The 25,382-nt window shown below is 58.2% G+C and carries 24 protein-coding genes; 14 read left to right on the top strand and 10 right to left on the bottom strand.

Features of this window, described 5'->3' with window-relative positions; genetic code table 11:
• The first annotated feature begins 235 nt into the window (after positions 1-235).
• The 4 genes from OHL21_RS18645 to OHL21_RS18660 all read left to right on the top strand — a co-directional run bounded on the left by OHL21_RS18645 (position 236) and on the right by OHL21_RS18660 (position 4,125).
• Positions 236-1,390: a dipeptidase gene (locus OHL21_RS18645; protein ID WP_263418800.1), complete on the top strand. Its 1,155-nt coding sequence runs from the start codon at positions 236-238 to the stop codon at positions 1,388-1,390.
• A gap of 601 nt (positions 1,391-1,991) precedes the next feature.
• A complete protein-coding gene (locus OHL21_RS18650) occupies positions 1,992-2,330 on the top strand; it encodes a hypothetical protein (RefSeq protein ID WP_263418801.1) in 339 nt (112 codons plus the stop codon).
• Between the two features lie 384 nt (positions 2,331-2,714).
• Positions 2,715-3,440, top strand: coding sequence for a peptidylprolyl isomerase (locus OHL21_RS18655; protein ID WP_263418931.1), 726 nt, complete (start codon positions 2,715-2,717; stop codon positions 3,438-3,440).
• A 160-nt stretch (positions 3,441-3,600) separates the two neighbouring features.
• Positions 3,601-4,125: a peptidylprolyl isomerase gene (locus OHL21_RS18660; RefSeq protein WP_263418802.1), complete on the top strand. Its 525-nt coding sequence runs from the start codon at positions 3,601-3,603 to the stop codon at positions 4,123-4,125.
• 63 nt (positions 4,126-4,188) lie between these two features.
• On the opposite strand, the gene mdh is transcribed toward OHL21_RS18660, so the two are convergent.
• The 4 genes from mdh to OHL21_RS18680 all read right to left on the bottom strand — a co-directional run bounded on the left by mdh (position 4,189) and on the right by OHL21_RS18680 (position 9,998).
• Positions 4,189-5,118, bottom strand: coding sequence for a malate dehydrogenase (mdh, locus tag OHL21_RS18665; protein ID WP_263418803.1), 930 nt, complete (start codon positions 5,116-5,118; stop codon positions 4,189-4,191).
• A gap of 88 nt (positions 5,119-5,206) precedes the next feature.
• Complete coding sequence (gene mqo, locus OHL21_RS18670) at positions 5,207-6,700, bottom strand: malate dehydrogenase (quinone) (protein ID WP_263418804.1); 1,494 nt, start codon at positions 6,698-6,700, stop codon at positions 5,207-5,209.
• 190 nt (positions 6,701-6,890) lie between these two features.
• Entirely contained in the window at positions 6,891-8,309 is a 1,419-nt protein-coding gene (locus OHL21_RS18675) for an NADP-dependent isocitrate dehydrogenase (RefSeq protein ID WP_263418805.1), read from the bottom strand.
• 258 nt (positions 8,310-8,567) lie between these two features.
• Entirely contained in the window at positions 8,568-9,998 is a 1,431-nt protein-coding gene (locus tag OHL21_RS18680) for a glutamine synthetase family protein (RefSeq protein WP_263418806.1), read from the bottom strand.
• 176 nt (positions 9,999-10,174) lie between these two features.
• Between OHL21_RS18680 and OHL21_RS18685 the strand changes: the two genes are divergently transcribed.
• The 8 genes from OHL21_RS18685 to OHL21_RS18720 all read left to right on the top strand — a co-directional run bounded on the left by OHL21_RS18685 (position 10,175) and on the right by OHL21_RS18720 (position 16,230).
• Positions 10,175-11,086, top strand: coding sequence for a carbon-nitrogen hydrolase (locus OHL21_RS18685; RefSeq protein ID WP_263418807.1), 912 nt, complete (start codon positions 10,175-10,177; stop codon positions 11,084-11,086).
• Between the two features lie 73 nt (positions 11,087-11,159).
• On the top strand, positions 11,160-11,504 hold the full coding sequence (locus tag OHL21_RS18690; protein ID WP_263418808.1) for a hypothetical protein: 345 nt from the start codon (positions 11,160-11,162) through the stop codon (positions 11,502-11,504).
• Complete coding sequence (locus OHL21_RS18695; RefSeq protein ID WP_263418809.1) at positions 11,501-12,550, top strand: agmatine deiminase family protein; 1,050 nt, start codon at positions 11,501-11,503, stop codon at positions 12,548-12,550. Before OHL21_RS18690 ends, OHL21_RS18695 begins: the two co-directional genes overlap by 4 nt.
• A 19-nt stretch (positions 12,551-12,569) precedes the next feature.
• The gene (locus OHL21_RS18700; RefSeq protein ID WP_263418810.1) at positions 12,570-13,172 is read left to right on the top strand and encodes an HD domain-containing protein; all 603 of its coding nucleotides are present in this window, start codon (positions 12,570-12,572) and stop codon (positions 13,170-13,172) included.
• A gap of 378 nt (positions 13,173-13,550) precedes the next feature.
• Positions 13,551-14,180, top strand: a complete 630-nt coding sequence (locus tag OHL21_RS18705; RefSeq protein ID WP_263418811.1) for a phospholipase D-like domain-containing protein — start codon at positions 13,551-13,553, stop codon at positions 14,178-14,180.
• A 199-nt stretch (positions 14,181-14,379) separates the two neighbouring features.
• The gene (locus OHL21_RS18710) at positions 14,380-14,982 is read left to right on the top strand and encodes a cytochrome P460 family protein (protein ID WP_263418812.1); all 603 of its coding nucleotides are present in this window, start codon (positions 14,380-14,382) and stop codon (positions 14,980-14,982) included.
• Positions 14,983-14,995: 13 nt separating this feature from the next.
• Positions 14,996-15,448 (top strand): tRNA adenosine(34) deaminase TadA, encoded by a 453-nt coding sequence (gene tadA, locus OHL21_RS18715; RefSeq protein ID WP_263418813.1) that lies wholly within the window; start codon positions 14,996-14,998, stop codon positions 15,446-15,448.
• Positions 15,449-15,462: 14 nt separating this feature from the next.
• Positions 15,463-16,230 carry an SDR family NAD(P)-dependent oxidoreductase gene (locus tag OHL21_RS18720; RefSeq protein WP_263418814.1) on the top strand — a complete coding sequence of 256 codons (768 nt, stop codon included), beginning with the start codon at positions 15,463-15,465 and terminating at the stop codon, positions 16,228-16,230.
• A 154-nt stretch (positions 16,231-16,384) separates the two neighbouring features.
• On the opposite strand, the gene OHL21_RS18725 is transcribed toward OHL21_RS18720, so the two are convergent.
• The 6 genes from OHL21_RS18725 to lnt form a co-directional block, all read right to left on the bottom strand.
• Entirely contained in the window at positions 16,385-16,774 is a 390-nt protein-coding gene (locus OHL21_RS18725) for a YybH family protein (RefSeq protein ID WP_263418815.1), read from the bottom strand.
• On the bottom strand, positions 16,771-18,909 hold the full coding sequence (locus tag OHL21_RS18730) for a protein-disulfide reductase DsbD family protein (protein ID WP_263418816.1): 2,139 nt from the start codon (positions 18,907-18,909) through the stop codon (positions 16,771-16,773). Before OHL21_RS18730 ends, OHL21_RS18725 begins: the two co-directional genes overlap by 4 nt.
• A 30-nt stretch (positions 18,910-18,939) precedes the next feature.
• Positions 18,940-19,347, bottom strand: a complete 408-nt coding sequence (locus tag OHL21_RS18735; protein WP_263418817.1) for a CoA-binding protein — start codon at positions 19,345-19,347, stop codon at positions 18,940-18,942.
• Between the two features lie 12 nt (positions 19,348-19,359).
• A complete protein-coding gene (locus tag OHL21_RS18740) occupies positions 19,360-19,845 on the bottom strand; it encodes a DinB family protein (RefSeq protein WP_263418818.1) in 486 nt (161 codons plus the stop codon).
• Between the two features lie 97 nt (positions 19,846-19,942).
• Positions 19,943-21,083, bottom strand: a protein-coding gene (gene prfB, locus OHL21_RS18745; RefSeq protein WP_263418819.1) for a peptide chain release factor 2 whose coding sequence is annotated in 2 segments (ribosomal slippage) — positions 19,943-21,013 and positions 21,015-21,083 — 1,140 coding nt in all. Because the reading frame shifts where the segments join, the coding sequence is not laid out codon by codon here.
• Between the two features lie 4 nt (positions 21,084-21,087).
• Positions 21,088-22,701 carry an apolipoprotein N-acyltransferase gene (gene lnt / locus OHL21_RS18750; RefSeq protein WP_263418820.1) on the bottom strand — a complete coding sequence of 538 codons (1,614 nt, stop codon included), beginning with the start codon at positions 22,699-22,701 and terminating at the stop codon, positions 21,088-21,090.
• 52 nt (positions 22,702-22,753) lie between these two features.
• Here lnt and OHL21_RS18755 point away from each other — a divergent pair, with 52 nt between their 5' ends.
• Together OHL21_RS18755 and OHL21_RS18760 are read left to right on the top strand one after the other, a co-directional pair.
• On the top strand, positions 22,754-22,909 hold the full coding sequence (locus tag OHL21_RS18755) for a hypothetical protein (RefSeq protein WP_263418821.1): 156 nt from the start codon (positions 22,754-22,756) through the stop codon (positions 22,907-22,909).
• A gap of 112 nt (positions 22,910-23,021) precedes the next feature.
• Positions 23,022-25,382, top strand: coding sequence for an APC family permease (locus tag OHL21_RS18760; RefSeq protein ID WP_263418822.1), 2,361 nt, complete (start codon positions 23,022-23,024; stop codon positions 25,380-25,382).

The following is a 25,382-nucleotide window of genomic DNA, read 5'->3' on the forward strand; positions in this document are numbered from 1 at the left end:
TACTCCAGTCGCGTTCCCGGAATCCGATGCATTCCCCGTTTGGCACGCACAATCGGGCCTGGCAGACACAATCCCCGTATCACTTTGCATTCCGGACTTTTATGGAGAACCGCTACCATAGAGCAGCACCAGTCCACTGCCTATGAGATTCCCTCTCCCCATCGCCATCGCTGCTGGAAGTCTGTTCTTGGTATCAACCGTTTACGGCCAGCAGACCGCAACTCGAAAGAAGGCTATGCAACCAGACCCCGCCAAAGTTCACGCCGAAGCTCTTGTCATTGACACCCACGCCGACACACCGCAGCGCTTTGTCGACGAACACTGGGATTTCTTTGAGGCGCTGAACGGCGGCATGGTGAACTATGAGTCCGCAAAAAAAGGAAACCTCGATGCCGAGTTCTTTTCCATCTGGGTCGATCCGTCGCAGTATCCCGCCAATCGCTCGGCGGTACGCACTCTTTCGCTGATCGACGGGGTTTTGGAACAGGTACGCAAACACCCGGATAAGATGGCGCTGTGTCGTACACCTGACGAGATTCTCGCCGCGCATAAGGCCGGGAAGTTCGTCGCCTGCATGGGGATTGAGGGCGGCCACTCGATTGAGAACAATCTCGCTCTGCTGCGTGACTACTACCGTCTCGGGGTTCGCTATATGACCCTCACCTGGTCCAACACCAATGACTGGGCAGACTCCTCAGGCGATATCGACGACCCAACCGTAAAGCACCACAACGGGCTGACCGACTTTGGCAAACAGGTGGTTGCGGAGATGAACCGCCTGGGCATGATGGTCGACATCTCGCACGTGGCCGACAAGACCTTCTGGGACGTGGTTGAGGTCACGAAAGCTCCGCTGCTGGCATCTCACTCCTCGGCGCGAGCCTTGACGCAGGCCGGCCGCAATCTAACTGATGACCAGCTTCGCGCCGTCGCGAAGACGAACGGCGTGGTGATGGTGAACCTGTTCCCTGCCTTCATCGATGAGAAGTGGAGACAGGCGTGGAACGACTGCAAGACCGAGCGCCAGAAGGAACAGGACGCTCTCGAAGCCGAATACCGCGCCAAAGGCCTTCCAGTTCCCTACACGGCATCCGATGCGATCGATCGCAAATATGCGGCAAAGGTGGGACGTGCGCCCTTCGATTCACTGATCGATCACTTTGACCATGTCATCAAGGTGGCCGGCATCGACCATGTCGGCATCGGCACTGACTTTGACGGCATTCCGCAGCCGCCTGGAGGCATTGATTCCGCGGCCGATCTCCCAAAGATCACGGCGGCCCTAATGGCCCGCGGATACACCGCGGATGACATGAAGAAACTGCTTGGCGGCAACCTGATTCGTGTCTTCCGCGAGGTACAGGCGAAGGCGGATCCATCGTTTCAGTAACGTCAGAGCATTTTCCTGTTGCTGGGTATCCCGAAAGAGGAGTGCAGCGGCGTTTTCATTGCGGAAAACACCCATAGATGTGGAAGCCCTGCACTACACCTGCAGGGAAAATGCTCTAGCTCTTGAGTAAGTTTTTGGTTAAATCTTCCTAAGATCGAGATAGTTCGGGAATAGTTGCCAAGTAATCAGGCTATATTCCCGAACTAAAAAATAATCGAAAAAATTCTCTCCATACCCTTTACAAAAGCTTCAGCCGAGGAGCATCGTATCCGGCGGTCTAAATGACCACGGGTAAGTTGTCATGAAAGCTTTTCCTCGGTGTTCGTTGATTTTTGGGTTCTTTGTTCTGCTGTCCGCCTGTCTCACGGCTTACGCGCAACATTACTCGCAGCCCGCGCTTATTCTCAAACCAGATCGGGTAGGAAATTTCCGGCCAGAATTTGCAAACGCAGTCGCAACTGAGATACAGATTCGGCTGCAGGAAGTAAATCCAGGCCAACCTTCCCCAATCTTCTATCTCTCGCAGACGCCACCTCTGGCAGTCGACTTCCCTGAGATTCTCTTCCTGCGATTCACGGGTTCGTGCGATGTGCTTCCCCAAATGCCTGCACCGCATGCTCCCCGGGCGCTGGGTTCTGTTCCCTTTGTGAAGGGCGAACCGATCAACTATATCCTGATTGATTGCGAAGAGATCGCCCTGACAATCAACGACGCGATTGCGCCGATGAAGCCGGAACAACGCGTCGACGCCATGGCGAGAGCCATTTCGCGTGTCTTTCAGCATGAGTATCTGCACATTCATCGCCGGACCTCGCATCACGACGAGACGGGTGTCTTCGCCTCAGCACTGTCACGGCGTTTTCTGGTAGCCCCCGACCCTCCCGTTCCAGCATCTGCTACGCCGACGGCCACTGTCATCGAGACTGTCGGAGCCCTCTGACACGCCCTGGAGGATGAAAGTATGCCTAACCTAGGGCGTATCGACACATTCAGTTGATCTAACACAGGATGACTGAAACTGGTGGGAACAACGGGCTTCAGCCGGCTGATAAAGACGTAAAAGTAGACGGGCTTTTAGCCCTGGGCCTTCTCTTTTTCAATCAGGAAAACGCCCAGGGCTGAAGCCCATTTCTATGTTGGGCCGATACACCGTGGGCTGAAAGCCCATGCCTTCACCCCAGCCAGCAAAGCTGGCCGGGACCCTGATGCTCCCACCGATTCGAGCTTCGCTCGAACATCCCACCCATCGCGATGCGATGGATGGAACACCCGGAGCATGGGCTATCTGGAATTTGTCGATACACACTAGTACCCTTATAGGGTGATGGTTCGTGCTTTCGTCCTTAGTGTTTCGCTCGCTGTCTCCGCGTTTGCCCAGCAGCAGACGCCGACCCCTCCCAAGCCGGCCGACGATCTGCCGGACACGCCGAGCACCACGGCTCAGATGGTTCGTGAGGCCACGCCGAATGGGCCTATCGCCGTCATCGATACCTCCATGGGGCGGCTGACCTGCCGCTTCTTCCAGAAGGAAGCCCCCGTCACCGTCGCCAATTTCATCGGTCTGGCCGAGGGCACCAAAGACTGGCTCGACCCGGTCAGCCAGAAGCGGATGCACAATACGCGCTTCTACGACGGCACTACCTTCCATCGCGTGATTCCCCGGTTCATGATCCAGGGGGGCGACCGTGCAGGCAATGGAACGGGCGACCCAGGCTACTTCTTTGCCGACGAATTCACACCGGCCCTCACCTTCAATCAGCCCGGACGTCTGGCCATGGCCAACTCGGGCCCCAGCACCAACGGGAGCCAGTTCTTTATCACCGAAGCGCCCGTCATGGAGCTGAACGGAAAGCACACCATCTTCGGCCAGTGCGATGAGCACTCGGTCGTTGTGGTGCAGACCATCGCCAGGGTTCCGACCAATCCGAACGACAAACCGCTGACACCTGTGACCATCAACAAAGTCACTATCGTTCCCGAGGGACAGCCACTGCCGCCGGATCCCATGGCGCCGCCTGCTGCCGCTCCATCCACACCGCCGACAAAATAGCTGGCGCCGGTTCCTGTATCCTGACTAGAGCATTTTTCCTGTTGCTGGGTGTCCCGGGAGGAGCGTGCAGCGGCGTTTTCATTGCGGAAAACGCCCATAGATGCACAACCCCGCATTACATCTACAGGAAAAATGCTCTACCGCAAGGAGAGAATTACTCATGTCGACTCGCACTCCCGGCACGTATGCCGTTTTTAATACCTCTGAGGGAACCTTTGTCTGCGTCCTTTTCGAAAAGGACGCTCCGCAGACCGTCGCCAATTTCATCGGCCTGGCCGAAGGCACCAAAGACTGGAACTCCCCGTCGAAGAAGGGCGCCAAGCTGTATGACGGCACCATCTTCCATCGCGTGATCCCCGACTTCATGATCCAGGGCGGCGATCCCGAGGGCTCTGGTATGGGCGGCCCCGGCTACCGCTTTGCAGATGAGACCAAGGGCAGCCCGCACGGCTTTCAGGAGAAGGGCAAACTGGCCATGGCCAATGCCGGCCCGAACACCAACGGCAGCCAGTTCTTCGTCACCGTTGCTCCTACCACCTGGCTGACCGGCCGCCACACCATCTTCGGTGAGGTTGTCGAGGGCTACGACGTCGTGGAGAAGATCAGCAAGGTCGCCACAGCCGCCATGGACCGCCCGAAGAAGGACGTCAAGATCGAGTCCCTGGTCATCGAGCGCGTCGCCTAAACACTGCACAAACACGCGAAGGCCCGCCGTTGCCGGCGGGCCTTCTTATTTTGTCTTTGTCTGCTAGGCCATCCCGATCACGTCACACAGCTCTTTCACAGCATCCGCACTGCGGTTCAGCGCAGCCTGCTCCTCGGGTGTGAGTTTGATCTCGATGATCTGTTCCACACCCTTCTCGCCGAGCTTGACCGGGACACCCACGTACAGACCGTTGATACCGTATTCGCCCTGCAGATACACCGCGCAGGGCAGGATCTTCTTCTTGTCTTTCAGAATGGCTTCCACCATCTCCACTGCGGCGGCAGAAGGAGCGTAGTACGCCGAACCCGTCTTGAGATACTTCACAATCTCGGCGCCGCCATCGCGCGTCCGCTGCACTAACGCTTCCAAACGGTCCGGAGCGATGAGCTCTGTAATCGGGATACCGGCGACGGTGGAATAACGCGGCAACGGCACCATGGTGTCGCCGTGTCCGCCAAGGACAAACGCTGTTACGTTCTCGACCGAGACGTGCAGCTCTTCCGCGATGAAGGTCCGGAAGCGGGCCGAATCGAGAACACCCGCCATACCGATCACGCGTTCCCGGGGGAAACCGCTCTGCTTAAAGGCGGTCTGCGCCATGGCGTCGAGTGGGTTGGAGACGATGACGAGGATGCAGTTCGGCGAGGCAGCGACAACCTTCCCCACAACATCGCTCATGATCTTGAAGTTGGTCTGCAGCAGGTCATCACGGCTCATACCCGGCTTACGAGGAATGCCTGCCGTAATCACCACGACGTCGGAGTTTGCCGTCTCCTCATAGCCGTTTGTACCGATTACCGAGCAGTCGCGTTTCTCGATCGGCATGGCCTCCAGAAGGTCCAGAGCCTTGCCCTGTGGGATGCCTTCGTTCACATCGACCAGCACCACATCACCGAGTTCTTTTTCTACGATCCAGTTTGCAGCCGTTGCGCCTACGTTCCCTGCTCCAACAATCGTGATTTTTTTCCGCACGCAGAAACCCCTCCGGTCCTTACGGCCACCACCCTACCATTCCAACGGTGTGTGTCTCAAGCTTTAGGCTCCGGCGGGCTGCGTTTTGCTATCCGATGCGAAGCGCGGCACGTGCCTGCGCAGTGATCTGGTCCAGCAGCCCCGGCTCCTGATCGAGCTTCTTACCGAAGGACGGAATCAGCTCCGCGAGCCTTGTCTTTGCGAGTTCCGGCTTGATCACCGTGATTCCCTTCTGCAGCATGCCCAGCATGATGCTGACCGCCGTCGAGGCGCCGGGCGATGCACCCAGCAATGCCGCAATGGAGCCCTCGCTGTCGCGGATGACCTCTGTGCCGAATTCGAGCACGCCGCCCTTCTCCTTATGCGACTTGATGATCTGCACTCGCTGTCCCGCGATCGCCAGCTCCCAGTCTTCCAACCGCGCATTGGGAACGAACTTGCGCAAACTCTTCAGACGGTCCTGCGGCGATTGCATGACCTCTTTCACCAGATATTTGGTGAGGTCGACGTTATCGAGGCCCGCCTTGATCATCGGATACAGATTGCCGGGCCGCACCGATTTGATCATGTCCAGATACGATCCGTGCTTCAGGAACTTGGCCGTAAAACCGGCGTAGGGTCCGAAGAGCAGCTCCTTCTTGCCGCCGGTCATGCGCATATCGAGGTGAGGCACCGACATGGGCGGAGCTCCAACCGATGCCTTGCCGTAGACCTTCGCCGAATGCTGCTCAATCACCTCGGGATTCACGCAGCGGAGCCACTGTCCGCTCACCGGGAAGCCACCATAACCATTGCCTTCGTCGATGCCGGCTTCCTGGAGCAGTGGCAGCGCGCCGCCTCCGGCACCGATGAAGACGAAACGGGCACAGACAGTCGCCGCACGACCGGTCTGCAGGTTCTTCACGTGCACATGCCAGCGGCAGTCCTTGCCTCTGCCGATACTGGTGACACGATGGCGGAGGAAGAGGCGCGACTGCTTGCCCTTGAGCAGATAGGCAAAGAGTTTGCGCGTGAGTGCTCCGAAGTCGACATCGGTGCCATGCTCGACGCGCGTAGCTGCCATGGAGCGGCTCATGTCACGGCCCTCCATCATCAGAGGAATCCACTCGGCAATCTTCGCTTTGTCCTCGGTGTACTCCATCTCGCGGAAGAGCAGGTTCTTGCTCAGCGCCTCATACCTCTTGCGTAGGAAGCTGACGCTCTTGTCTGTCGTAACGAAACTCAGGTGAGGCACCTTGGTGATGAACTCATGAGGGCAGGTGATCTTGCCCTGCTCCACCAGATACGTCCAGAACTGCAGCGACTCCTGGAACTGCTGGTTGATCTGGATAGCCTTGGAGATGTTCACCGAGCCGTCGGACTTCTGTGGCGTGTAGTTCAGCTCGCAGAACGCTGAGTGGCCCGTGCCGGCGTTGTTCCAGGCATCGCTGCTCTCAGCCGCCACGCGATCCAGGCTCTCGAAACACACGATTGACAGCGATGGATCAACCTGGCGCAGCAACGTTCCCAGCGTCGCCGACATTACTCCGGCGCCAATCAACACGACGTCTACCCGCTCCCGCGGTGCAATTTCAATCGACATTTCTATCCCTTAAGACAAGGGCGCGCCCTGCTTACTGCAAGGCGCGCCAGTTAGAGCTAGAGCATTTTCCCTGTTGCTGGGTATCCCGGAAGAGGAGTACAGCGGCGTTTTCATTGTGGAAAACGCCCATAGATGCGGAAACCCTACACTACACCTACAGGGAAAATGCTCCAATGGAGAACGCCCAAGCTTACTTGCTGGCGACCTTGTCCATGTTCTCGATCATGCGGGTAGCGAACTCGCTGGTCTTCACCTTGGTCGCCCCCTCCATCTGACGCTCGAAGTCGTAGGTCACGTACTTCTGCTTGATGGTCTCTTCCATGGAGTTCTCGATCAGACGAGCAGCTTCTGTCCACCCCAGGAAGTCGAACATCATCACGCCGGAGAGCATCACGCTGCCGGGATTGATGACGTCTTTGTCCGCGTACTTCGGAGCCGTACCGTGGGTCGCCTCGAAGACGGCGTAGCCATCACCGATGTTGGCGCCCGGAGCGATGCCCAGACCGCCGACCTGCGCTGCGGCAGCGTCGGAGATGTAGTCGCCGTTCAGGTTGGTCGTCGCGAGAACCTGGTAGTCGCTGGGACGGATGATGATCTGCTGGAAGATTGAGTCAGCGATACGATCGTTCACCATGATCTTCGACTTCCACTTGCCGCCGCCATGCGACTGGCCAATCTCAGCCAGGACCTGCTTGACTTCGGCGACAACACTGTCACCAAACTCCTTCGGAGCGAACTCGATGCCCGGTTCAACCAGAGCAGCATTCTCCTCGGGCGTGAGGTTCGGATTAACGTCCAGGTTGCCCAGGATCCAGCTCTCACGCTCGGTAACGGTGAGATCACGGAACTCCTGCGTCGCGACCTCGTAGCCCCACTCTCGGAACGCGCCTTCGGTGAACTTCTGGATGTTGCCCTTGTGCACCAGCGTGACCGTCTTCAGACCATTCTTGATGGCGTAGTTGATAGCGGCGCGCACCAGGCGCTTGGAACCAGTGATAGAGATGGGCTTCACGCCGACGCCCGAATCCAGACGAACCTTCTTCTTGCCGCCCTTCAGCATCTCGTCGTTCACAAAGCTGACGAACTTCTGAGCCTCGGGCGTTCCCTCGCGGAACTCGATGCCGGCGTAGATGTCCTCAGTGTTCTCGCGGAAGATCACGATGTTGCACTTCTCGGGGTGCTTCACCGGACTGGGTACACCGGTGTAGTACTTCACCGGACGGACGCAGCTATACAGATCCATCAACTGACGCAAAGCAACGTTCAGCGAGCGGATACCTCCGCCCACCGGAGTCGTCAGCGGTCCCTTAATCGAAACGCGGAAGTCGACCGTCGCCTTCACGGTGTCATCCGGAAGCCAGTTGCTGGTCTGACGATAGCTCTTCTCACCAGCCAGAACCTCATACCACTTCACCTGACGCTTGCCGCCGTATGCTTTCTCTACGGCTGCATCGAACACACGCTGCGAGGCCTTCCAGATATCACGGCCGGTACCGTCACCCTCAATAAACGGAATGATGGGCTTGTCGGGCACGATGTATTTGCCATCGACGTACTGAATCGCCTCGCCGTCCTTGGGGACCGCAATACCGTTGTAGCTCTCTTGCATGATCAGGATTCTCCGGTGAAATTTGTGCACTTCCAAGGTATCACCCGGTGAGAGCACCATGCAAAATTCGCACAAATGATTCGATTATCGCTCAGGAGGGTTAAGCGGGGGGGACATTGGCAGAGAAGCAGATTTCTCCGCTCTGCTTCACCCCAGCCAGCAAAGCTGGCTGGGGTCCCCGGTCGCTGCGAAATGACAAATAAAAAGAGAACGCCCCGGCCAGTGCCAGGGCGTTCGTGCTTTCGCGCTGAGCAGTTCTTAGAACTGGCCCCACAGAAGCTGGTTGTACACGTCGTGGTGAAACTGCACCTCGCTGCTCTTCACGATCGTACCCAGCAGACGTGGGCAACGATCGGCCGAAGCCTGCTTCAGGTCCGCATAACGGGCCTTCACATCCTCGCCCAGCAGGGTGCTGGTCCACTCGGCGTTGCGGAAGTTGTCGAGCGCTGTGTAGATGTTGTCCGGCAGGTAACGTTCGGCCTGGCGGAGATTCTTGATCTTGGAGATGTCGCCCTCAAGGCCGGTCTTGAAGCAGGAGAGCAGCACAGCGTACGGATTGGCGTCCGGTCCTACCGAACGAACCTCGACGCGGGCCGACTTCTCATTGCCGATCGGAATACGGACCATCGATCCGCGATCGGTCGCCGAAGCCTTGATCTGGTTCGGGGCTTCGAAGTGCGGATCAAGGCGACGATAGGAGTTCACGCTGGCGTTCAGCAGCAGGCAGATGTCGTTGCCGTGAGTGAGGATGCGATCAACGAACTTCCATGCGAAGGCCGAGATCTTCTCCTGTCCCTTCGGATCCCAGAACAGGTTCTTGCCGCCCTTGGTGATGGAGATGTTGGTGTGCATACCGCTGCCGTTGACGCCAGTGACCGGCTTGGGCAGGAAGCTGGCCGTCATCCCCATCTGGGTGGCGACCTGGCGGCAGATCAGCTTGTAGAGCTGGATCTGGTCGGCGGCTGCAACGACTTCACCGTAGCTGTAGTTAATCTCGAACTGCGAAGGAGCGACCTCGGGGTGATCCTTCTCGTTCTCGAAGCCCATCGCGCGCTGAATCTCGGCGGTGGTGTCGATGAACTCACGCAGCGGATCGCCAGGCAGCGAGTGGTAGTAGCCGCCCTGGTTGACGTACTCGAACTTGCCGGTCTGGTGGAAGGTACGCTCTGCGTCCACGCCCTCGAAGAGGAAGCCTTCGATCTCATTGGCGGCGTTCAGAGTGTAGCCGTTCTTCTGGTACTGCTCCTTCGCGAAGGCCTTCAGCACGCCGCGCAGGTCGGCGGAGTAGGTGCCGCCGTTCTTATCGATCACTTCGCCGAAGACGATAACCTTGCCCGGGCCAAAGATGTCGGCCGGGGTCCAGTAGAAGGCGCTCCAGTCAATGCCAAGGCGGAGATCGGACTCACGCTGCGCAGTAAAGCCGCGGATCGACGAACCATCGAAGGTCAGGTTGTCGTAGCTCTTGACCAGGAACTTCTTGTCATAATCCAGCGTGTGCAGACGGCCTTCCAGGTCACTGAAGACCACGGTGACAGCCTTGATGCGCTTTTCATCGGTCAGATACTTCAGACGCTCTTCCTGAATAACGTCGGCCGCCACGCGCTTCTTGCGCTGCTCTTTGGCTGCGAGGTTCAGGTCTTCGAGCTCCGCGTAGCTGAGCTCGAGAAAATCACGGTATTCGCCGGACATACGACTCCTTCTAGTCTCCTGCGCCAACGGCACACGGGCCGCCGCAGGTAAAGCGTGGATTGTGTTGGGAGAACCCTGCAGGCCGGGCGTCGTGGCCCGTCCTCGCTTCAAAGCTATCAGAAATCAAGACCCGATTTATAGTCCTTTCGCTCGAATCTGAGAAACTGGAGGGAGCCATGAAGTCGACCCGTACCGCACTGATCCAGATGTCCTGCGTCGCCTCCACCGATGCGAACCTCGAGAAGGCAGCCTCGCTCGTTGTTGAAGCCGCCCGAGAAGGCGCCAAGCTGATCTGCCTGCCGGAGCTTTTCCGCGCCCAGTACTTCTGCCAGCGTGAAGACCACGCCCTGTTTTCCATCGCCGAATCGATCCCCGGCCCCTCAACGGAGCGCCTGTCGGCCATCGTCCGCGAACACCAGGTCACGGTCGTGGCCTCGCTCTTCGAGCGCCGCGCTCCCGGCTTGTATCACAACACCGCCGCCATCCTGGACCCGGCCTCCACAGCCGAACACAACATTCAGGGCATCTACCGCAAGATGCATATCCCGGATGATCCGCTCTACTACGAGAAGTTCTACTTCACCCCGGGAGACCTGGGCTTCAAGGCCATGAAGACCTCCGCCGCGCATATCGGCACGCTGGTCTGTTGGGACCAGTGGTATCCGGAAGGCGCCCGAATCACCGCGCTGCAGGGAGCGAACATCCTCTTCTACCCGACCGCTATCGGCTGGCACCCCAGTGAGAAGGAAGAGTTCGGTACTGCGCAGTATGAAGCCTGGCAGACCATTCAGCGCGCCCATGCCATCGCCAACGGCGTCTTCGTCTGCTCGGTGAACCGTGTCGGCCACGAGCAGGGTGATGTCAACGACATCAAGGGACCCGAGGGTGCAGGCCTGGAGTTCTGGGGCGGCAGCTTTATCGCCGATCCCTTCGGCCGCATTCTGAAGCAGGCGGCGCACGATGAAGAAGACATCCTGATTGCCGATCTCGATCCGCAACTGGTCGAGGTGACGCGCCAGCACTGGCCCTTCCTGCGCGACCGCCGCATCGATGCCTACGGCAACATCACCAGCCGGTTTATCGACTAAGATCATCGACTAAGGTCCGAGGTCTACGTCTCATGCTCGGGACGTGGACCTCGTCGCACACGCACGATCAACCATGACTCGACCAGAATTTATCGCCGCATATTCGGCTCTTGCTGCGAACGGCAAGGTTAGCTTTCTGGCGCAGACATCGCATCAACTCACGATCGCCTTGCGTGGAACGTATCCTGATCCAGCCGGTGAAGCCACAACAGACGAGCAGAGCTTCAAGAGACTTCAAGGCGCCAACGAACTTCAGCACCATCTGAGTTCCGAGCTCAGACACATTCACGCAGGTGATCCTGATCGGTACCCGGATGATGTGCTCATGAACATCCTTTTTGAAAAAGCAGATTTTTACGGCATCAGTGGAGAGCTTAGCTACAGTCTGCTCTACGTGATGAAAAGGTTTCAGAAATGACGACACCCAGCGAAAAGAACTTCCGCATGCCCGCCGAGTGGGCTCCCCATACCTCGACCTGGATTGCCTGGCCGCACAACGCCGAGGACTGGCCGGCCAAGTTTCAGCCCATTCCCTGGGTTTATGCCGAGATTGTCCGTCACCTCTCGCGGGTGGAGGACGTCAACATTCTGGTCAACGATGCCGCCTCAGAAAAGCGTGCGCGCAATATCCTGCGCCGCGCTGGAGCCAATCTCGCGCGCCTGCACTTCCATCTCTGGAAGACCGACCGTGTCTGGCTGCGCGATTCCGGCCCTATCTTCGTCAGGAATCCGCAGGGTGAGTTGGCCGTCACCAACTGGAAGTTCAATGCCTGGGCCAAGTATCCGAACTGGCACAATGACGACCGCATCCCAACGCAGGTCGCCGAACTGTACGACATGCCGGCCTTCGAGCCCCACGTTGGACCGCACCGGCTGGTGCTCGAAGGCGGTTCCATTGACACCAACGGCGAGGGCATTCTGCTCACCACTGAGGAGTGCCTGCTCTCCGAGGTACAGCAGCGCAACCCGGGCGTCTCGCGCGAGCAATTGGAGAAGGCTTTCCATGATTATCTCGGTATCGACCAGGTGATCTGGTTGAATCGCGGCTGTGCCGGTGACGACACGCACGGCCACGTCGACGATATCTCCCGCTTCGTCGGAGTAAACACCATCGTCACCGCCGTAGAGCACAATACTCGCGATGAGAATCATCTTCCGCTGGCCGAGAACCTTGACCGCCTGCGCAGCGCCCGCAACCTGAAAGGTGAGCCCTTCCAGATCATCGAGCTGCCCATGCCGTCGCCGGTCCTCTTCGAAGGCCAGCGCCTGCCCGCCAGTTATGCGAACTTCTACATCGCGAACAACCTGGTGCTGGTGCCTACCTTCAATGACAAGAACGACCGCATTGCGCTGAACACGCTCGCAGAGTGCTTCCCCGACCGTGAGGTCGTAGGCATCCACTGCGGCGACTTCATCTGGGGTCTGGGTGCATTGCACTGCATGACACAGCAGGAACCTGCCTAACCCTACCGCTGGAGGCACGATGTCTGACTTTCGTTCCAAGCTGATCGACTATCTCCACGTCAATGCCCAGCCACAGCACAAGTACGGGCATCAGCCGCGGCTTTATGCGCTGACACGCCAGATCGGCGAAGGTTTGAATTATGACGACGATGTCGTCTTTGCCGCCTGCTTTCTGCACGATCTCGGGGTCTTTGTCGGTCATCGCCCCGAAGACCCCGAGCTTCTGAAGAGGTGGGATCACGTCGCGTACACCTGCGAGAAATCGCCCACGATCCTGCGTGAAGCAGGATTTCCCGAAGAGAAGATTGCGGCTGTCCTGGAAGTGATCCGTACTCATCAACCGCACGATGAGCCGCAGACACTGGAAGCGACCATCGCGCGCGATGCGGACATCCTTGAGCAGCTCGGCGCCATCGGCATCACCCGCACGCTGGCGAAGCTGGGATCGGATACACGCTTCGTTACCTTCACTCATGCCCGGGATTCACTGCAGAAGACACTCGATATCCTACCCGGCAAACTGCGTCTTCCACGCGCTAAAGAACTCGCAGAGCCGCGCATCCGCACACTCACGAAGTTCCTGATGCACTTGAACGAAGAGGCTGGCGAGAACCTGTTTTAGAGGCTGTGTCCTGACCGGAACACGGGACGTTCGAGCGAAGCTCGCATAGGTGGGAGCCGTGGGCTTTTAGCCCACGGTCTATCGGCTCAATATAGAAATGGGCTTTAGCCTGGCCTTTTCTTGACGGGCAGAGAAGGCCCAGGGCTAAAGCCCAATTACTTTCTGTCCTTTATCAGCGGGCTGAAGCCCGCTGCTCCCACCCGTTTTCATCCATGCTTTTGGCAGTCTCAGACCAAATGAATTTGTCGATACTCCTACAATGCGATGTTTCAGCGACGCGAGCCTGTCTGATATGTAATGAAAGGACGACGGCAGTTTAAGCGAAGCTCGGATTTTCCTCAGCCTGATCTCCGCACAAAGCAATACACTCGTCGAAGCATGAATGCCCGTTGCACTCTTTTTCTCCCTCTTGTTCTTCTTACAGGCTGCACGCAACTTTCCGGGGTCACGCCTACTCCGACCAACATCCCCGCTGAGATTCATTACTCTCCTGCCGAAAATCTCGAGCACCTGGATGTCGATCTGATTGGTCAAGCACGCAAGACCATCGACATGAATGCCTACGCCCTCACCGATCTTGCCATCGCGGATGCCCTGGTCGCCGCCGCGAATCGTGGCGTACGGATTCGCATCTATCGCGATAACACCCAGACCGACGGAGAGCTTGCCCGTGCGAACAAAGTCAAAAACTCTCGTGCCCGAAACACCGACAACGATGAGGACAGCGACGATACCGGGGACGCCAACTCCGCCCTGCTGCGGCTGGCGCGTACGGCGAATGTGCAGGTCCTGGTGAAGCATTCCCGCACGCTCATGCACCTTAAGGCCTACTGCGTCGATGGGCGGTTTGTCCGCACGGGTTCAGCCAACTTCTCGCCTACGGGGGAGAAACGCCAGGACAACGACCTCATCATCCTCCGCGATGGCGCCAGCATCCAGCACTTTCAGACCAACTTCAATACGCTGTGGGCGCGGCCTGACAACGAGTCTCTGCCGGCGCGGCCGTAGAGCATTTTCACTGTTGCCGGGTATCCCGGAAAAAGCGTGTAGCGGCGTTTTCATTGCGGAAAACGCCCATGGATGTGGAAGCCCTGCACTACACCTACAGTGAAAATGCTCTAGCACGAGAAATCTGGAACAAATCTGCGGTATGTCCCGTATCATCCGGGGATACCGCAATCGAAATCTTTGTTCTGGAGACCGTGCCATGCTCCGCCGTGCTGTTCTTGCTTCCAGCCTTCTACTTACCGCAGGTGCCCAGACTACTGCTCCCACAGACGTGCCCACCTATACCGTAGAGGGCAAGCTGGTGATGCCGGTCAACTATCGCGAATGGATCTACCTGACCTCCGGCATTGACATGACCTATACGCAGCCAACCAGTGCTACCGCGGCGCCGGCAGCGCACTCCATCTTCGATAACGTCTTCGTCAATCCAAGCGCCTATCGCAGTTTTCTGCAGACCGGCACCTGGCCCGACAAGACCATGCTCGTCCTTGAGGTGCGCACCGCGGAGAACCCGGTCTCTATCAACAAGAGCGGACACACCCAAAGCACCAGCGTGCGGAACGTCGAGGTTCACCTGAAGGACAAGAACGAGTGGGCTTTCTATGTCGGCGGCAAGCCTGGTGGAGCGGCGGCATCCCGCGTTCCGCAGACGGCGAGCTGCTACACCTGCCATCAGGCTCACGGAGCCGTCGACACGACCTTCGTGCAGTTCTATCCCACACTGCTGCCCCTCGCGACCGAGAAGAAGACTCTGAGCAAGGAGTATCTGAGCGAAACGCCCGCCCCGGAGGCGACGAAGTAGTACAACAGAAGCTGTGCCAGAGGATCTCGACTATCTGAATGCAGCCATCGAAGAAGCCCGCGCCGCGGAGCTGGGCGGCGAAGTTCCCATCGGCTGTGTTGTCGTATCCCCAACGGGAGAGCTCGTCGGACGCGGACAGAACCGCGTGATGCGCGACCAGGACCCGACTGCTCATGCTGAGATCGTCGCCCTGCGAGAAGCAGGAAAGGCTCTCTCCAATTACCGCCTGAGCGGATGCACGCTCTATGTGACACTGGAGCCCTGCGCCATGTGCGCCGGCGCCATCCTGCATGCCCGCATCGCCCGGCTGGTCTATGCCGCGCCTGACCCCAAGGCAGGTGCATGCGGCTCCGTTCTCTCGGTCATGAACCACCCACAGCTCAATCATCGTGTTGATGTAATGTCGGGCCTCTTGGCGGAGGAATGCGGCGAAATTTTGCGCAGCTTCTTCAAAGCGCGAAGGTAGCATCCAAGGTGTGCATGCGTCTTACGGATAAAGTCGCCATCGTTACCGGCTCTTCTTCAGGCATTGGGCAGGATATTGCCATCCGCCTGGCCTCCGAAGGGGCCGCAGTCGTTATCAACTACAGCGGAAACGCGGACGGCGCGGAAGCAACACAGTCTCAGATTGAGCAGGCAGGCGGACGTGCGTTCATCGTGCATGCCGATGTGTCAAAGGTCTCCGATGCGCAATCTCTGATCGAGGAGACCTGGGCACATTTTGGTGGATGCGACGTTCTGGTAAATAACGCCGGCGTCGAAAAGGGGGCCGACTTCTGGGATGTCAGCGAGGAAGACTACGATAAAGTGCTTGACGTCAATCTCAAGGGTGTCTTCTTTACGACACAGGCCTTCGTTCGCCGCCTGCGTGACGCGAAACGGCCAGGGCGGATCATCAACATCTCCTCTGTCCATGAAGATATGGCTTTTCCGCACTTCTCGACATACTGCGCCAGCAAAGGCGGCTTGCGCATGCTCACCCGCAATCTGGCAGTGGAACTTGGCCCGCTGAATATCACGATCAACAACATTGCGCCCGGGGCGATCGTCACTCCGATCAATCATTCCCTGCTCGAAGACAAACCCAAGCTGGACGCGTTGTTGCGGAACATTCCTCTCAACCGCCTGGGAACGACTGACGATGTCGCAGCTCTGGCGGCTTTTCTTGCTTCAGACGAAGCGGGATATATCACCGGCAGCACCTATGTGGTCGACGGCGGCTTGATGGTCAACTATCACGAGCAGTAGGACGTATCCACAAATTCGTTCTGTATATTTTGCGAAGATTTTGTCGCATTCCTCGCCGATGCTAGCGTTGCGAGGGCGGGGCACCCGGGCGAGTAAGCAAGCAAAAGGCCGGACCATGCTAAGCGTCCGGCTCCTTTGTTTATTCCTGCTACGACTACGGCATCATGTTCGCGTCGCGCATCAGACGCCACTTGCCGTCCTCGCATCTGCGATAGATCCCCATTGTTCTGCCCTTCATCACCACCGGCTCCTTGCCTTCCATGACGACGTTCACGGTCAGCTCCTGCCATAGCCAACCGAAGTCTCCCTCGACCTGGACCTCTTTGATCTCAGCCTGAGGAACAATCCGCGCCTTACCTACCATCTCGCGGGTTCCCTTCTCGAACGCGGCTTTGGTCATTGGTGGAAACTTCGTTGTCAGAAAGAGCATGTCGTCGGTCATCAGATCCATCAGCTCATCGACCCGCTCTTCCACGGTGAATTGGATCCAGTCGGCGACCACCTGTCGTATCGCCAGCTCATCTGCACTTTTATCTGGGCTCATTTCAGGTCCTTGTCTTTCAAATCCCCGTCCTTCAAATCCCTGTCCAGTGCGTCGATCACAATGCTCTTGCTCAACAGCTCCGGCAAAACATCAGGCTTGGCGGTGCCGCCCGCGGGATAGATCACATACGTCGGAACACCGCTGCGTCCCACCGCATGCAGAGCTTCCGTAATGGCGGGATCGTACTTGGTCCAGTCCGCCTTCATCAAAACCACATTGCCTTTTTTGAAACGAGCCTGCACTTCATCTGAGTTCAGTGCGACGCGCTCGTTCACCTGGCAGCTAAGGCACCAGGCCGCAGTGTAGTCCACAAAGACCGCCTTGCCCTGAGCATGAGCCTGCTGTACGGAGGCCTCACTCCAGGCAGCCCAGCGAGCCTTCTCCTCTGCCGCAGCCTTCTGGCCGGTGAGTGGAATCGCTACGCCGCCAATAATCAGCAGGACCGCAATGGCGACGCCAAGCCATTTGCCCTGCCAGCGGCGCATGGCCCAGCCGGCGATAGCAATCAACAACAGCCCGGCAAGCAGACGCACCGCGCGATCCACACCGTCCTCACCGAAGAGCCGGCCGAAGACCCAGACCAGCCATACCACGGTGCCAAAGAGGAAGAGCGACGTGAACTCCTTCAGCGTCTCCATCCAGGCTCCCGGCCGTGGCAGAATCCGCGTCCAGGCGGGCTGCAGGCTTAGCAGCATATACGGCAGAGCCAGTCCCAGCGCTACCGCGGTAAAGATCGCAAAGGTCACCCAGGCGGGCTGCGCCAGGGCAAACCCGATGGCCGCGCCCATCAACGGAGCGGTGCACGGTGTCGCCACCACGGTTGCCAGAACACCGGTAAAGAAGCTTCCGGTATATCCCTGCTTTGCCGCCAAGCCTCCGCCGACACTCATCAGCGACAGGCCGATATCGAACATTCCTGCCAGTGACAAACCAAAGAGGAAGAGAAAGGCCGCCAGCACCGCGACAAACCCCGGCGACTGCAACTGAAAGCCCCAGCCGAGCTGACTTCCACCTGCGCGCAACAGCAGCAACAGCGCCACAATTGCCCAGAACGAGACAACAATACCGGCGGTATACGCTATGCCATGAGAGCGCTGCCGCTTCCGTTCTTCGCCGGCGCTCTGCACCAGGGCCAGAGCCTTCAGGAACAGCACCGGGAAGACGCACGGCATCAGGTTCAGGACGATGCCGCCCAGAAATGCCAGCCCCAGGAAGCCCCATATCTCCGCAGTAGGTCCGCTATTTGCTGTAGAACCAGCCCCCGGAATCGCCGCCGCTGCCGCCGTGCTTACCGGCGCGCGGAACTCGTAGCCCCAGCCGTCATCGAGCTTGATGAGGCCATGCAGTTCCGCCGGATTCTTCGTTAGTTCTTCGGCCTTTGCCAGATGAATGCGTACGCCGCCGGGGAAGCTCTCAACCCGCTGCGCTGCGGCGTTCTTGATCTGCTCCTGATCGAAGGGATAGAACTCCCACACCTCTCCTTTGTCCGGCGAATGCAGCGTGACCAAGAACTCCGTCGGCGTCGCATTCACGACAACCCTCGCGCCATCCGGTAACGGAGTCGGCAGGCTCTTCAGCGCTGAACCGATCGCTCCCACAGGCTCTTCGGTCTTTTCGTCCGCGGGCTTCACCGGCAGGACATCGAGATCCATGCCCAGAACGGCCTTCCCCGGCAGGCAGACCTGTGCGCAAACCAGCCAATCCACCTTTGCTTCGACGTGAGCCTTTCCCGGCTTCGCCTTCTCGGTTGCCTTCAGTGTGAAGGGAAAGGTCACACCTTCCTCGTAACCGAAGTCCATCAGCGGGCCGAGAGGCAACCGCTGCGGAACCGGGAACTTCAGGTCAGTAGCGGTAATGCCGGCCGGCATCGTCCACTTCGCATGTGGAGGCTCGCCGGAGTCGCCGGCATTCAGCCAATAGACATGCCAGCCTTCTTCAAGAGTGAACACCAGACCCGCGTTGAACTCGCCCCCCGGATAGACGTAGGGATGCTGGGTAACCAGCTCCACCGTAAGATGCTGCGCTTTCAACGGCCCAGGGGTCTTACCATCGCCCACGGGCTCAATCTGCGCGTATCCAGACGCGCACACCACCGCCCATAAGACGAGCAACCGGCCGAGCCATTTCATATTCATCTATTGTAGGACTCCCCCAGACGAGAAGGGTTACGCAGCGCGCCGATGCTCCACCATGATGCAGCGGTCCATGACAACCCGGATTCCGCCTTCTTCCGCCTTTCGTGCGGCGTCGAGATGCACGATTCCCTGCTGCACCCACAGATTCGTCAATCCGAGCTCCAACATCTCGTCGACGATGCCGGGAATAAAACTGGGGACGCGAAAGACATTCACGACATCCGGTTTGCCCTCGGCCGCCACCAGGTCAGTCAGACTGGCGTAGCTCTTCTCTCCAAGAACAGACTGGATACCCGGGTTCACTGGCAGGATCCGGTAACCGGCCTGCTGCATGTACTTGGAGACGTAGTGACTGGGCTTGGCCGGATTGTCACTCAGACCGACGACCGCAATCCTCTTCGTCTCCAGCATTCGACGCAGAACCTCAGGCTCGTTCATTCCCATCTCCCGTCATCTCCAGATTCCCAGCAGCCGCCGCAGCATGATCAGCTCGCCTACGTGGTATGCGGAGTGGTCTGCGACCAGCAGCACCTCCCGCAGGAGGTTCTGTCCCTGTCCCCAGGCGAATGGCGTGTGCAGATCACCTTTTTCGACCAGCTTCTCGAACTCTCCCAGATCTTCTTTAATTGCGGCGATGCTCTCGTCCCACGCCTTCGCCGAGGGCGGCTCGGCTTTTTCCGGCCAGTACCCATCAGGCCACTTCAGTTCCTCGTAATGGCCGTCTTCGTTAGTGCTGAACTCGAGGATATCCCGCTGTGCGATCCGCAAGTGCTCCAGCAACTGCCAGGCGGAGTACGGCAGCCCTTCTGGGACGGCGCCTCGTTTTGCTGCCGGAAAATCCGCAACGGCATCGTCAAAGGTTGCGTGTGCCTGGGCTTCTTTCAGAAGCGCCAGAAGCTGTTTCCGAAGGTCCTTGTCCGCATTCACAGTCACCATGGTGAAAATTGGATGCGTGAAACCGCACCTGAGTACCTCAGATTTTCCGGACAAAGCAAGGGGCCTGCGTCACGCGCAGGCCCTGCTTTGATACTCCCTATAGATCCTCGTCTTCCGCAATCGGCGCCGGAACACCGCCTTCACGGCGCAGCTTCAGGTAACCCGCAATGAAGATATCCAGATCGCCATCCAGTACCGAGTCCACATCACCGGTTTCCACGCGCGTGCGTAGGTCCTTGGCAATGCGATAGGGCTGCAGCACATAATTCCGGATCTGCGAACCGAAGTTGATATCCAGCTTCGAGTCTTCAAGCTTCTTGGTCGCGGCCTTCTTCTTCTCCAGCTCAAACTCGTATAGCCGCGACCGCAGCATCTTCATGGCTTTCTCGCGGTTCTTATGCTGCGAACGCTCATTCTGACAGGCCGCCACGATTCCAGTGGGAATGTGCGTAATACGTACCGCGGAGTCGGTCGTATTGACGTGCTGTCCCCCCTTGCCACCGGAGCGGTAGGTATCGGTCCGAATCTCGTCCGGCTTGATCTCGATGACGATCGAGTCATCGATCTCCGGCGAGACGAAGACGCTGGCGAACGAGGTGTGGCGGCGTTTAGCCGAGTCGAAGGGCGAGATGCGCACCAGGCGATGGACGCCTGTCTCTCCGCTCAACAGGCCGAAAGCGTATTCGCCCGTCACGGTAAAGGTCGCGGACTTGATGCCGGCCTCATCACCATCCTGCAGTTCATTGATCTCGGTCTTGAATCCCTGCCGCTCTGCCCACCGCAGGTACATGCGCAGCAGCATCTCAGCCCAGTCCTGGCTCTCGGTGCCGCCGGCGCCCGGATGGACGGTGACAATCGCGTTCAACGGATCGGTCTCGCCACCCAGCAGTGTCTTGGTCTCGAGCTTTTCGGCAAATTCGCTCAAGCTATCGACCTCGCGCTTCAGATCGGCGAGCAGCGATTCGTCTTCGCCGCCTTCTTTGGCAAGCTCGAAGTAGGCCTGGACATCGCCCGACCGGCGCTCCAGCTCCTCGTCATCGGCCAGCAGCCCTTCAAGGCGCTTGCGCTCGCGCATCAGCGGCTGTGACTTCGCGGCATCGGCCCAAACCGCCGGATCGGCTACTTTTTCTTCAATATCAGACAGTTCCCGCCGCAGACGTGCGGCGTCAAAGATACTCCCGCAGGTCGCGCACCTTCTCACGCACCGGGGAGTAAGCAAACTCTAGATCAGCAAGCATGCCGTTATTCTAATGCGCCAGAGGCGGATGCGCCGCAGACGGTTGCGCCGGAAGCCGTCCGCTTCTCTCGAAACCCACCATATCCCAACAGAGTAATCACGACCAGACAACATCCGTAGGCGAATAGATCGCCAAACCGCGTATAGAAGGTCATCTCATCCGCGTAGTCGAAGCCCACGGCGATCGCCGTTCGTATGTGCCGCGGGGCCTGTTCGCGAAGGTGTCCATAGGGATCGATAGCGCCTGTCAGGCCAGTGTTGGTATCCCGCAGCACCCACCGGCGGTTCTCAATGGCCCGCATCCGGGCCATGTTGAGGTGTTGCCACGGTGCGCTGGTATCTCCGTACCATCCATCGTTGGAAATATTGACCAGCACCTCGGCGCCCCCCTTCACAAATTGCCGTACCTCGTCGGCAAAGATCGACTCGTAACAGATAAACGTGCCATAGCCGTGACCATCGGGACGAAAGACGATACGGAAGTGCCCGCGATCGGATTCGCCGACCTCGGCGACGAGTCCTCCCGCAAACTGAAATATCGATGCAAACGGAAGATACTCCCCGAACGGAACCAGGTGGATCTTGTCGTAATGTCCGCGATAACTTCCATCCGCAGCAAACAAGGCAGCAGAGTTATATGCCTTGTACCCACGCGGCACTGAGCTGTCCATCTCGATACCTTCCGCACCGATGATGGCGGCACTGTTTGTTATTTGCGCCATGGTTCCGATCTTCTGCCGGAATGTAGGATCGCTGGTGGCGAACGGCGCAGGCGACTCGGGCCAGATGATGATCTGTGGATGCTGATTGCTCTTACCAATTGACTCCCGCACAAACGCAGTCAGCAGCGAGTCAGCATCGCCATTCCGTGGAGCCTCCGGACCAGACTCTGCCAAATTGCCCTGCAACAAGACGGCATGCTGCTTCGCCTGCGGAAAAGAGCGCGATCGGTGTTCGTCGCGCCTCTCTTTCACCCACCCACCCGCGTGCAATGCAATCGTGAGACACAGGCCTGCCACGGCCGGCTTCCAGGAATGTCTCTCCAATACCCACCAGGAGGCGACCAGAGCGTTCACCGCCGCGATGACGAAACTCATCGCATAGACTCCGCCCCATGGCGCAAGCAGTGTCAGCAGAGGATTGTCTACTTGTGCAACACCTAACTGGTCCCAGGGGAAGCTTGTAATGCGGGCTCGCGCCAGCTCTACCGCTACCCAGACAAATGGCGAGGCGCAAAGTACGTAGCCGGCGCTCCAGAAACGGCGCAGAAGGCCGATCAGCAGGGCGAAGAGCGCGTGGTACAAACCCAGGTAAAGTGCAAAAAGCAGCAGGATACCGAAACCGGCAGGTTTGCTCATACCGCCGTAGAGATACATCGTCGGCATTACCCAATAACAGCTTCCGAGGTACCAAAGAATGCCGCAGGCATACCCAAGGGTTGCAAACTCCCTCGTCTTCAGAGACTTAGCATCGAGCAACGCTACCAGCAGCGGAGCCAGGGCCAGCCAGCACAGGGCGGCTCGCCACGCAGGCACAGGGCCTGCCATAGGAAAGATGAGCACCTGCAATACTCCCGACCCAAGCGTGAGCGCCCATCTCTTTCCCGAAACTGCCTGCATGCATCCTCCGCTCGGGAAAGTCTAACAACCATACGGGCGTACAATGGTGTTCGTGGTCGACCTGTTTATTCACGGACTCTCGCATCTGCTTGTGCCGATGTTCTTCTTCGGCCTTGTCGGTTCAGCCTTCGTTGTCGTCATTAGTTCGGCGCATGATCTGCTGGAAGTTTTCACTCCTGATGAAGAACCCAGCGAGTCAGAGCTATAGCGATACCGCTCCGCCCATTGACCTTGCCCAACCACAGGTCTAGACTCTTCGATGGGCGTCAGTTTCGTTGAGCGACGGATAGCAATGTCCTCAAAAAGGCGCGACCATTAAGATGGCCTCTAAACCCACGGTCACCGTTCCGCAATCGAACCGAGTTCGGCTCGTCGTAGCCTCCTCGGTTATGCTCACCTTCATTTCCTTCTGGCGAGCCGCCGCCATTGTTCTGAATGACCTTGGCTCTTCGGCCTTTTATGCGGGAGGCATCTCAGAAGAGGCTGTCGGCAAATCTGCGCCGTGGTTCATCATCGGCGTGATGCTCTTCTCCTACTCGGTGCGCTCGGTTTACGTCGAGAGCTGTTCGATGTTTACCCGAGGTGGCGTCTACCGCATCGTGAAGGAGGCGCTCGGTTCCACCTTCGCCAAGGTTTCAGTCTCAGCGCTGATGTTCGATTACGTGCTGACGGGACCGATCTCAGGTGTTTCGGCCGGTCAGTACATCGTCGGCATGATGAACGATCTGGCCAGGCTGTGTGTCGAGAAATATCACTGGCCCACATGGGCAGCACCCCAACTGAACGTCAACTATGCCTCTGCCGGCTTTGCCGTCATCATCACCATCTATTTCTGGTGGCAGAACATTAAAGGCATCGAGGAGTCCAGCGAAAAAGCTCTGACGATCATGAAGATCACTACAGTCATGGTGATCCTTCTTCTGACCTGGGGCACCGTGACTGCAGTCCACCGTGGAGCCCACCTTCCACCGCTGCCGACGCCTTCGAATCTGCACTTCTCAGATGCCGCGCTCGGCTTCCTCAAAGGAACCCATTTCGCCCAGACTCTGGGCCTCTTCGGTGTTTTGATGGCCTTCGGCCACTCAGTGCTGGCCATGTCCGGCGAAGAATCGCTGGCACAGGTCAACCGCGAGATCGAGCACCCTAAGCTCAAGAACCTGAAGCGTGCGGCGATGGTCATCGCCATCTACAGCCTGCTCTTCACGGGTATCGGATCGATGCTCGCGGTCATGATCATTCCGGATGATGTTCGCGTCTCCGTCTATCGTGACAACCTCATCGCCGGTATGGCGATGTACATGGTCGGCCCGGAGTTTTTGCGGCTCGCCTTCCGCGCCTTCGTCGTTATTGTCGGCTTCCTGATCCTCGGCGGAGCAGTCAACACCGCCATTGTAGGCTCTACCGGTGTGTTGATGCGCGTCGCGGAAGACGGCGTTCTCACAGATTGGTTCCGCAAGCCACATAGAAGGTTCGGCACCAGTCACCGCATCGTGAACCTGGTCAGCGGCATGCAATTGCTGGTGATTGTCATCACCCGCGGCGACGTCATTCTGATTGGCGAAGCATACGCCTTCGGTGTGATCTGGTCGTTCACCTTCAATGCCCTGGCCATGCTCGTCCTGCGCTATCGCTTCCGCGGGGAACGCGGGGCGAAGGTGCCACTGAATCTGCACATCGGTCGTACCGAGATCCCAGTCGGCCTGATGAGCGTCTTCTGCGTGTTGTTGACCACGGCCGTAGTAAACCTCTTTACCAAGTCAGTCGCGACTGTCTCCGGTGTGATCTTCGCCGTCGCCTTCTTCATCATTTTTTCGCTCTCAGAGCGGGATAACAAACGCCGCCATGCACTCGCAGAGCGCCAGATGAAAGAGCACTTCCAACTCGAGCACTCCGATGACATTGGCGCGGAAGAGCTAAAGATCCGCCCCGGCTGCGTTCTGGTCACCATGCGTGATGCGGCGAATCCCTATGCGTTGAAGTGGGCCTTGGCACGCACCGATACTGATGAGCAGGATGTTGTCGTACTCGCCGCCCGTATGATGGGCGTGGGCGGTCCGGAATATGTCGACGCCAGTGAACAGCTCTTCTCCGAGCATGAGCAGATGCTGTTTACCAAGGCAGTCTCTGTCGCTGAAGGCTTTGGCAAACATATCTCACTGCTTGTTGTTCCGGCCGGTGACATCTTTGCAGCCATCGTCAAGACTGCTACCTCACTGGAAGCCGCTGCCGTAGTCTCAGGCCTCTCCAGCAAGCTCACCGCGCAGGAACAGGCCTATCACGTCGGTCAGGCGTGGGAGACGCTTCCCGAACCGAAGCGGCAGTTCACGTTCTATGTGGTACCGCAGCAGGGCGAGGCTGAAAGCTTCCATATCGGGCCGCACGCACCCACCATTCCCGCGGAAGATGTCCAGTTGGTACATCGCCTCTGGTTGAATCTCCGCCGCAATCCGAACATGCAGCATCTACATCACAGTGACATCGTGACGTATGCGTTAACACGGCTATCCTCGGAATATTCCAAGGATCGCGATGCGGTCGTGCATGGCCTCCAGGAATGCATCGAACATACGCAGCACCATCAGGCTCTTGGGTCTCCTGCTCGTTATGACTCGATGGAAGGAGCGGGACCCGGACTGTCCTTACAGGCTCCTAAACCAACTCCTGCAACAACTACCAAGTAA

It is taken from the genome of Terriglobus albidus (assembly GCF_025685425.1).
Lineage (GTDB): Bacteria > Acidobacteriota > Terriglobia > Terriglobales > Acidobacteriaceae > Terriglobus > Terriglobus albidus.

Excerpts from the sequence above, each read along its gene's own strand:
- OHL21_RS18655 (WP_263418931.1), top strand. The coding sequence starts at position 2,715 with ATGGTTCGTGCTTTCGTCCTTAGTGTTTCGCTCGCTGTCTCCGCGTTT.
- OHL21_RS18730 (WP_263418816.1), bottom strand. The coding sequence starts at position 18,909 with ATGAATATGAAATGGCTCGGCCGGTTGCTCGTCTTATGGGCGGTGGTG.
- OHL21_RS18705 (WP_263418811.1), top strand. The coding sequence starts at position 13,551 with ATGAATGCCCGTTGCACTCTTTTTCTCCCTCTTGTTCTTCTTACAGGC.
- OHL21_RS18660 (WP_263418802.1), top strand. The coding sequence starts at position 3,601 with ATGTCGACTCGCACTCCCGGCACGTATGCCGTTTTTAATACCTCTGAG.
- OHL21_RS18680 (WP_263418806.1), bottom strand. The coding sequence starts at position 9,998 with ATGTCCGGCGAATACCGTGATTTTCTCGAGCTCAGCTACGCGGAGCTC.
- OHL21_RS18720 (WP_263418814.1), top strand. The coding sequence starts at position 15,463 with ATGCGTCTTACGGATAAAGTCGCCATCGTTACCGGCTCTTCTTCAGGC.
- OHL21_RS18700 (WP_263418810.1), top strand. The coding sequence starts at position 12,570 with ATGTCTGACTTTCGTTCCAAGCTGATCGACTATCTCCACGTCAATGCC.
- OHL21_RS18725 (WP_263418815.1), bottom strand. The coding sequence starts at position 16,774 with ATGAGCCCAGATAAAAGTGCAGATGAGCTGGCGATACGACAGGTGGTC.
- OHL21_RS18740 (WP_263418818.1), bottom strand. The coding sequence starts at position 19,845 with ATGGTGACTGTGAATGCGGACAAGGACCTTCGGAAACAGCTTCTGGCG.
- OHL21_RS18735 (WP_263418817.1), bottom strand. The coding sequence starts at position 19,347 with ATGAACGAGCCTGAGGTTCTGCGTCGAATGCTGGAGACGAAGAGGATT.
- OHL21_RS18650 (WP_263418801.1), top strand. The coding sequence starts at position 1,992 with ATGCCTGCACCGCATGCTCCCCGGGCGCTGGGTTCTGTTCCCTTTGTG.
- OHL21_RS18690 (WP_263418808.1), top strand. The coding sequence starts at position 11,160 with ATGACTCGACCAGAATTTATCGCCGCATATTCGGCTCTTGCTGCGAAC.
- OHL21_RS18645 (WP_263418800.1), top strand. The coding sequence starts at position 236 with ATGCAACCAGACCCCGCCAAAGTTCACGCCGAAGCTCTTGTCATTGAC.
- OHL21_RS18675 (WP_263418805.1), bottom strand. The coding sequence starts at position 8,309 with ATGCAAGAGAGCTACAACGGTATTGCGGTCCCCAAGGACGGCGAGGCG.
- lnt (WP_263418820.1), bottom strand. The coding sequence starts at position 22,701 with ATGCAGGCAGTTTCGGGAAAGAGATGGGCGCTCACGCTTGGGTCGGGA.
- OHL21_RS18695 (WP_263418809.1), top strand. The coding sequence starts at position 11,501 with ATGACGACACCCAGCGAAAAGAACTTCCGCATGCCCGCCGAGTGGGCT.
- OHL21_RS18760 (WP_263418822.1), top strand. The coding sequence starts at position 23,022 with ATGGCCTCTAAACCCACGGTCACCGTTCCGCAATCGAACCGAGTTCGG.
- mqo (WP_263418804.1), bottom strand. The coding sequence starts at position 6,700 with ATGTCGATTGAAATTGCACCGCGGGAGCGGGTAGACGTCGTGTTGATT.
- OHL21_RS18710 (WP_263418812.1), top strand. The coding sequence starts at position 14,380 with ATGCTCCGCCGTGCTGTTCTTGCTTCCAGCCTTCTACTTACCGCAGGT.
- OHL21_RS18685 (WP_263418807.1), top strand. The coding sequence starts at position 10,175 with ATGAAGTCGACCCGTACCGCACTGATCCAGATGTCCTGCGTCGCCTCC.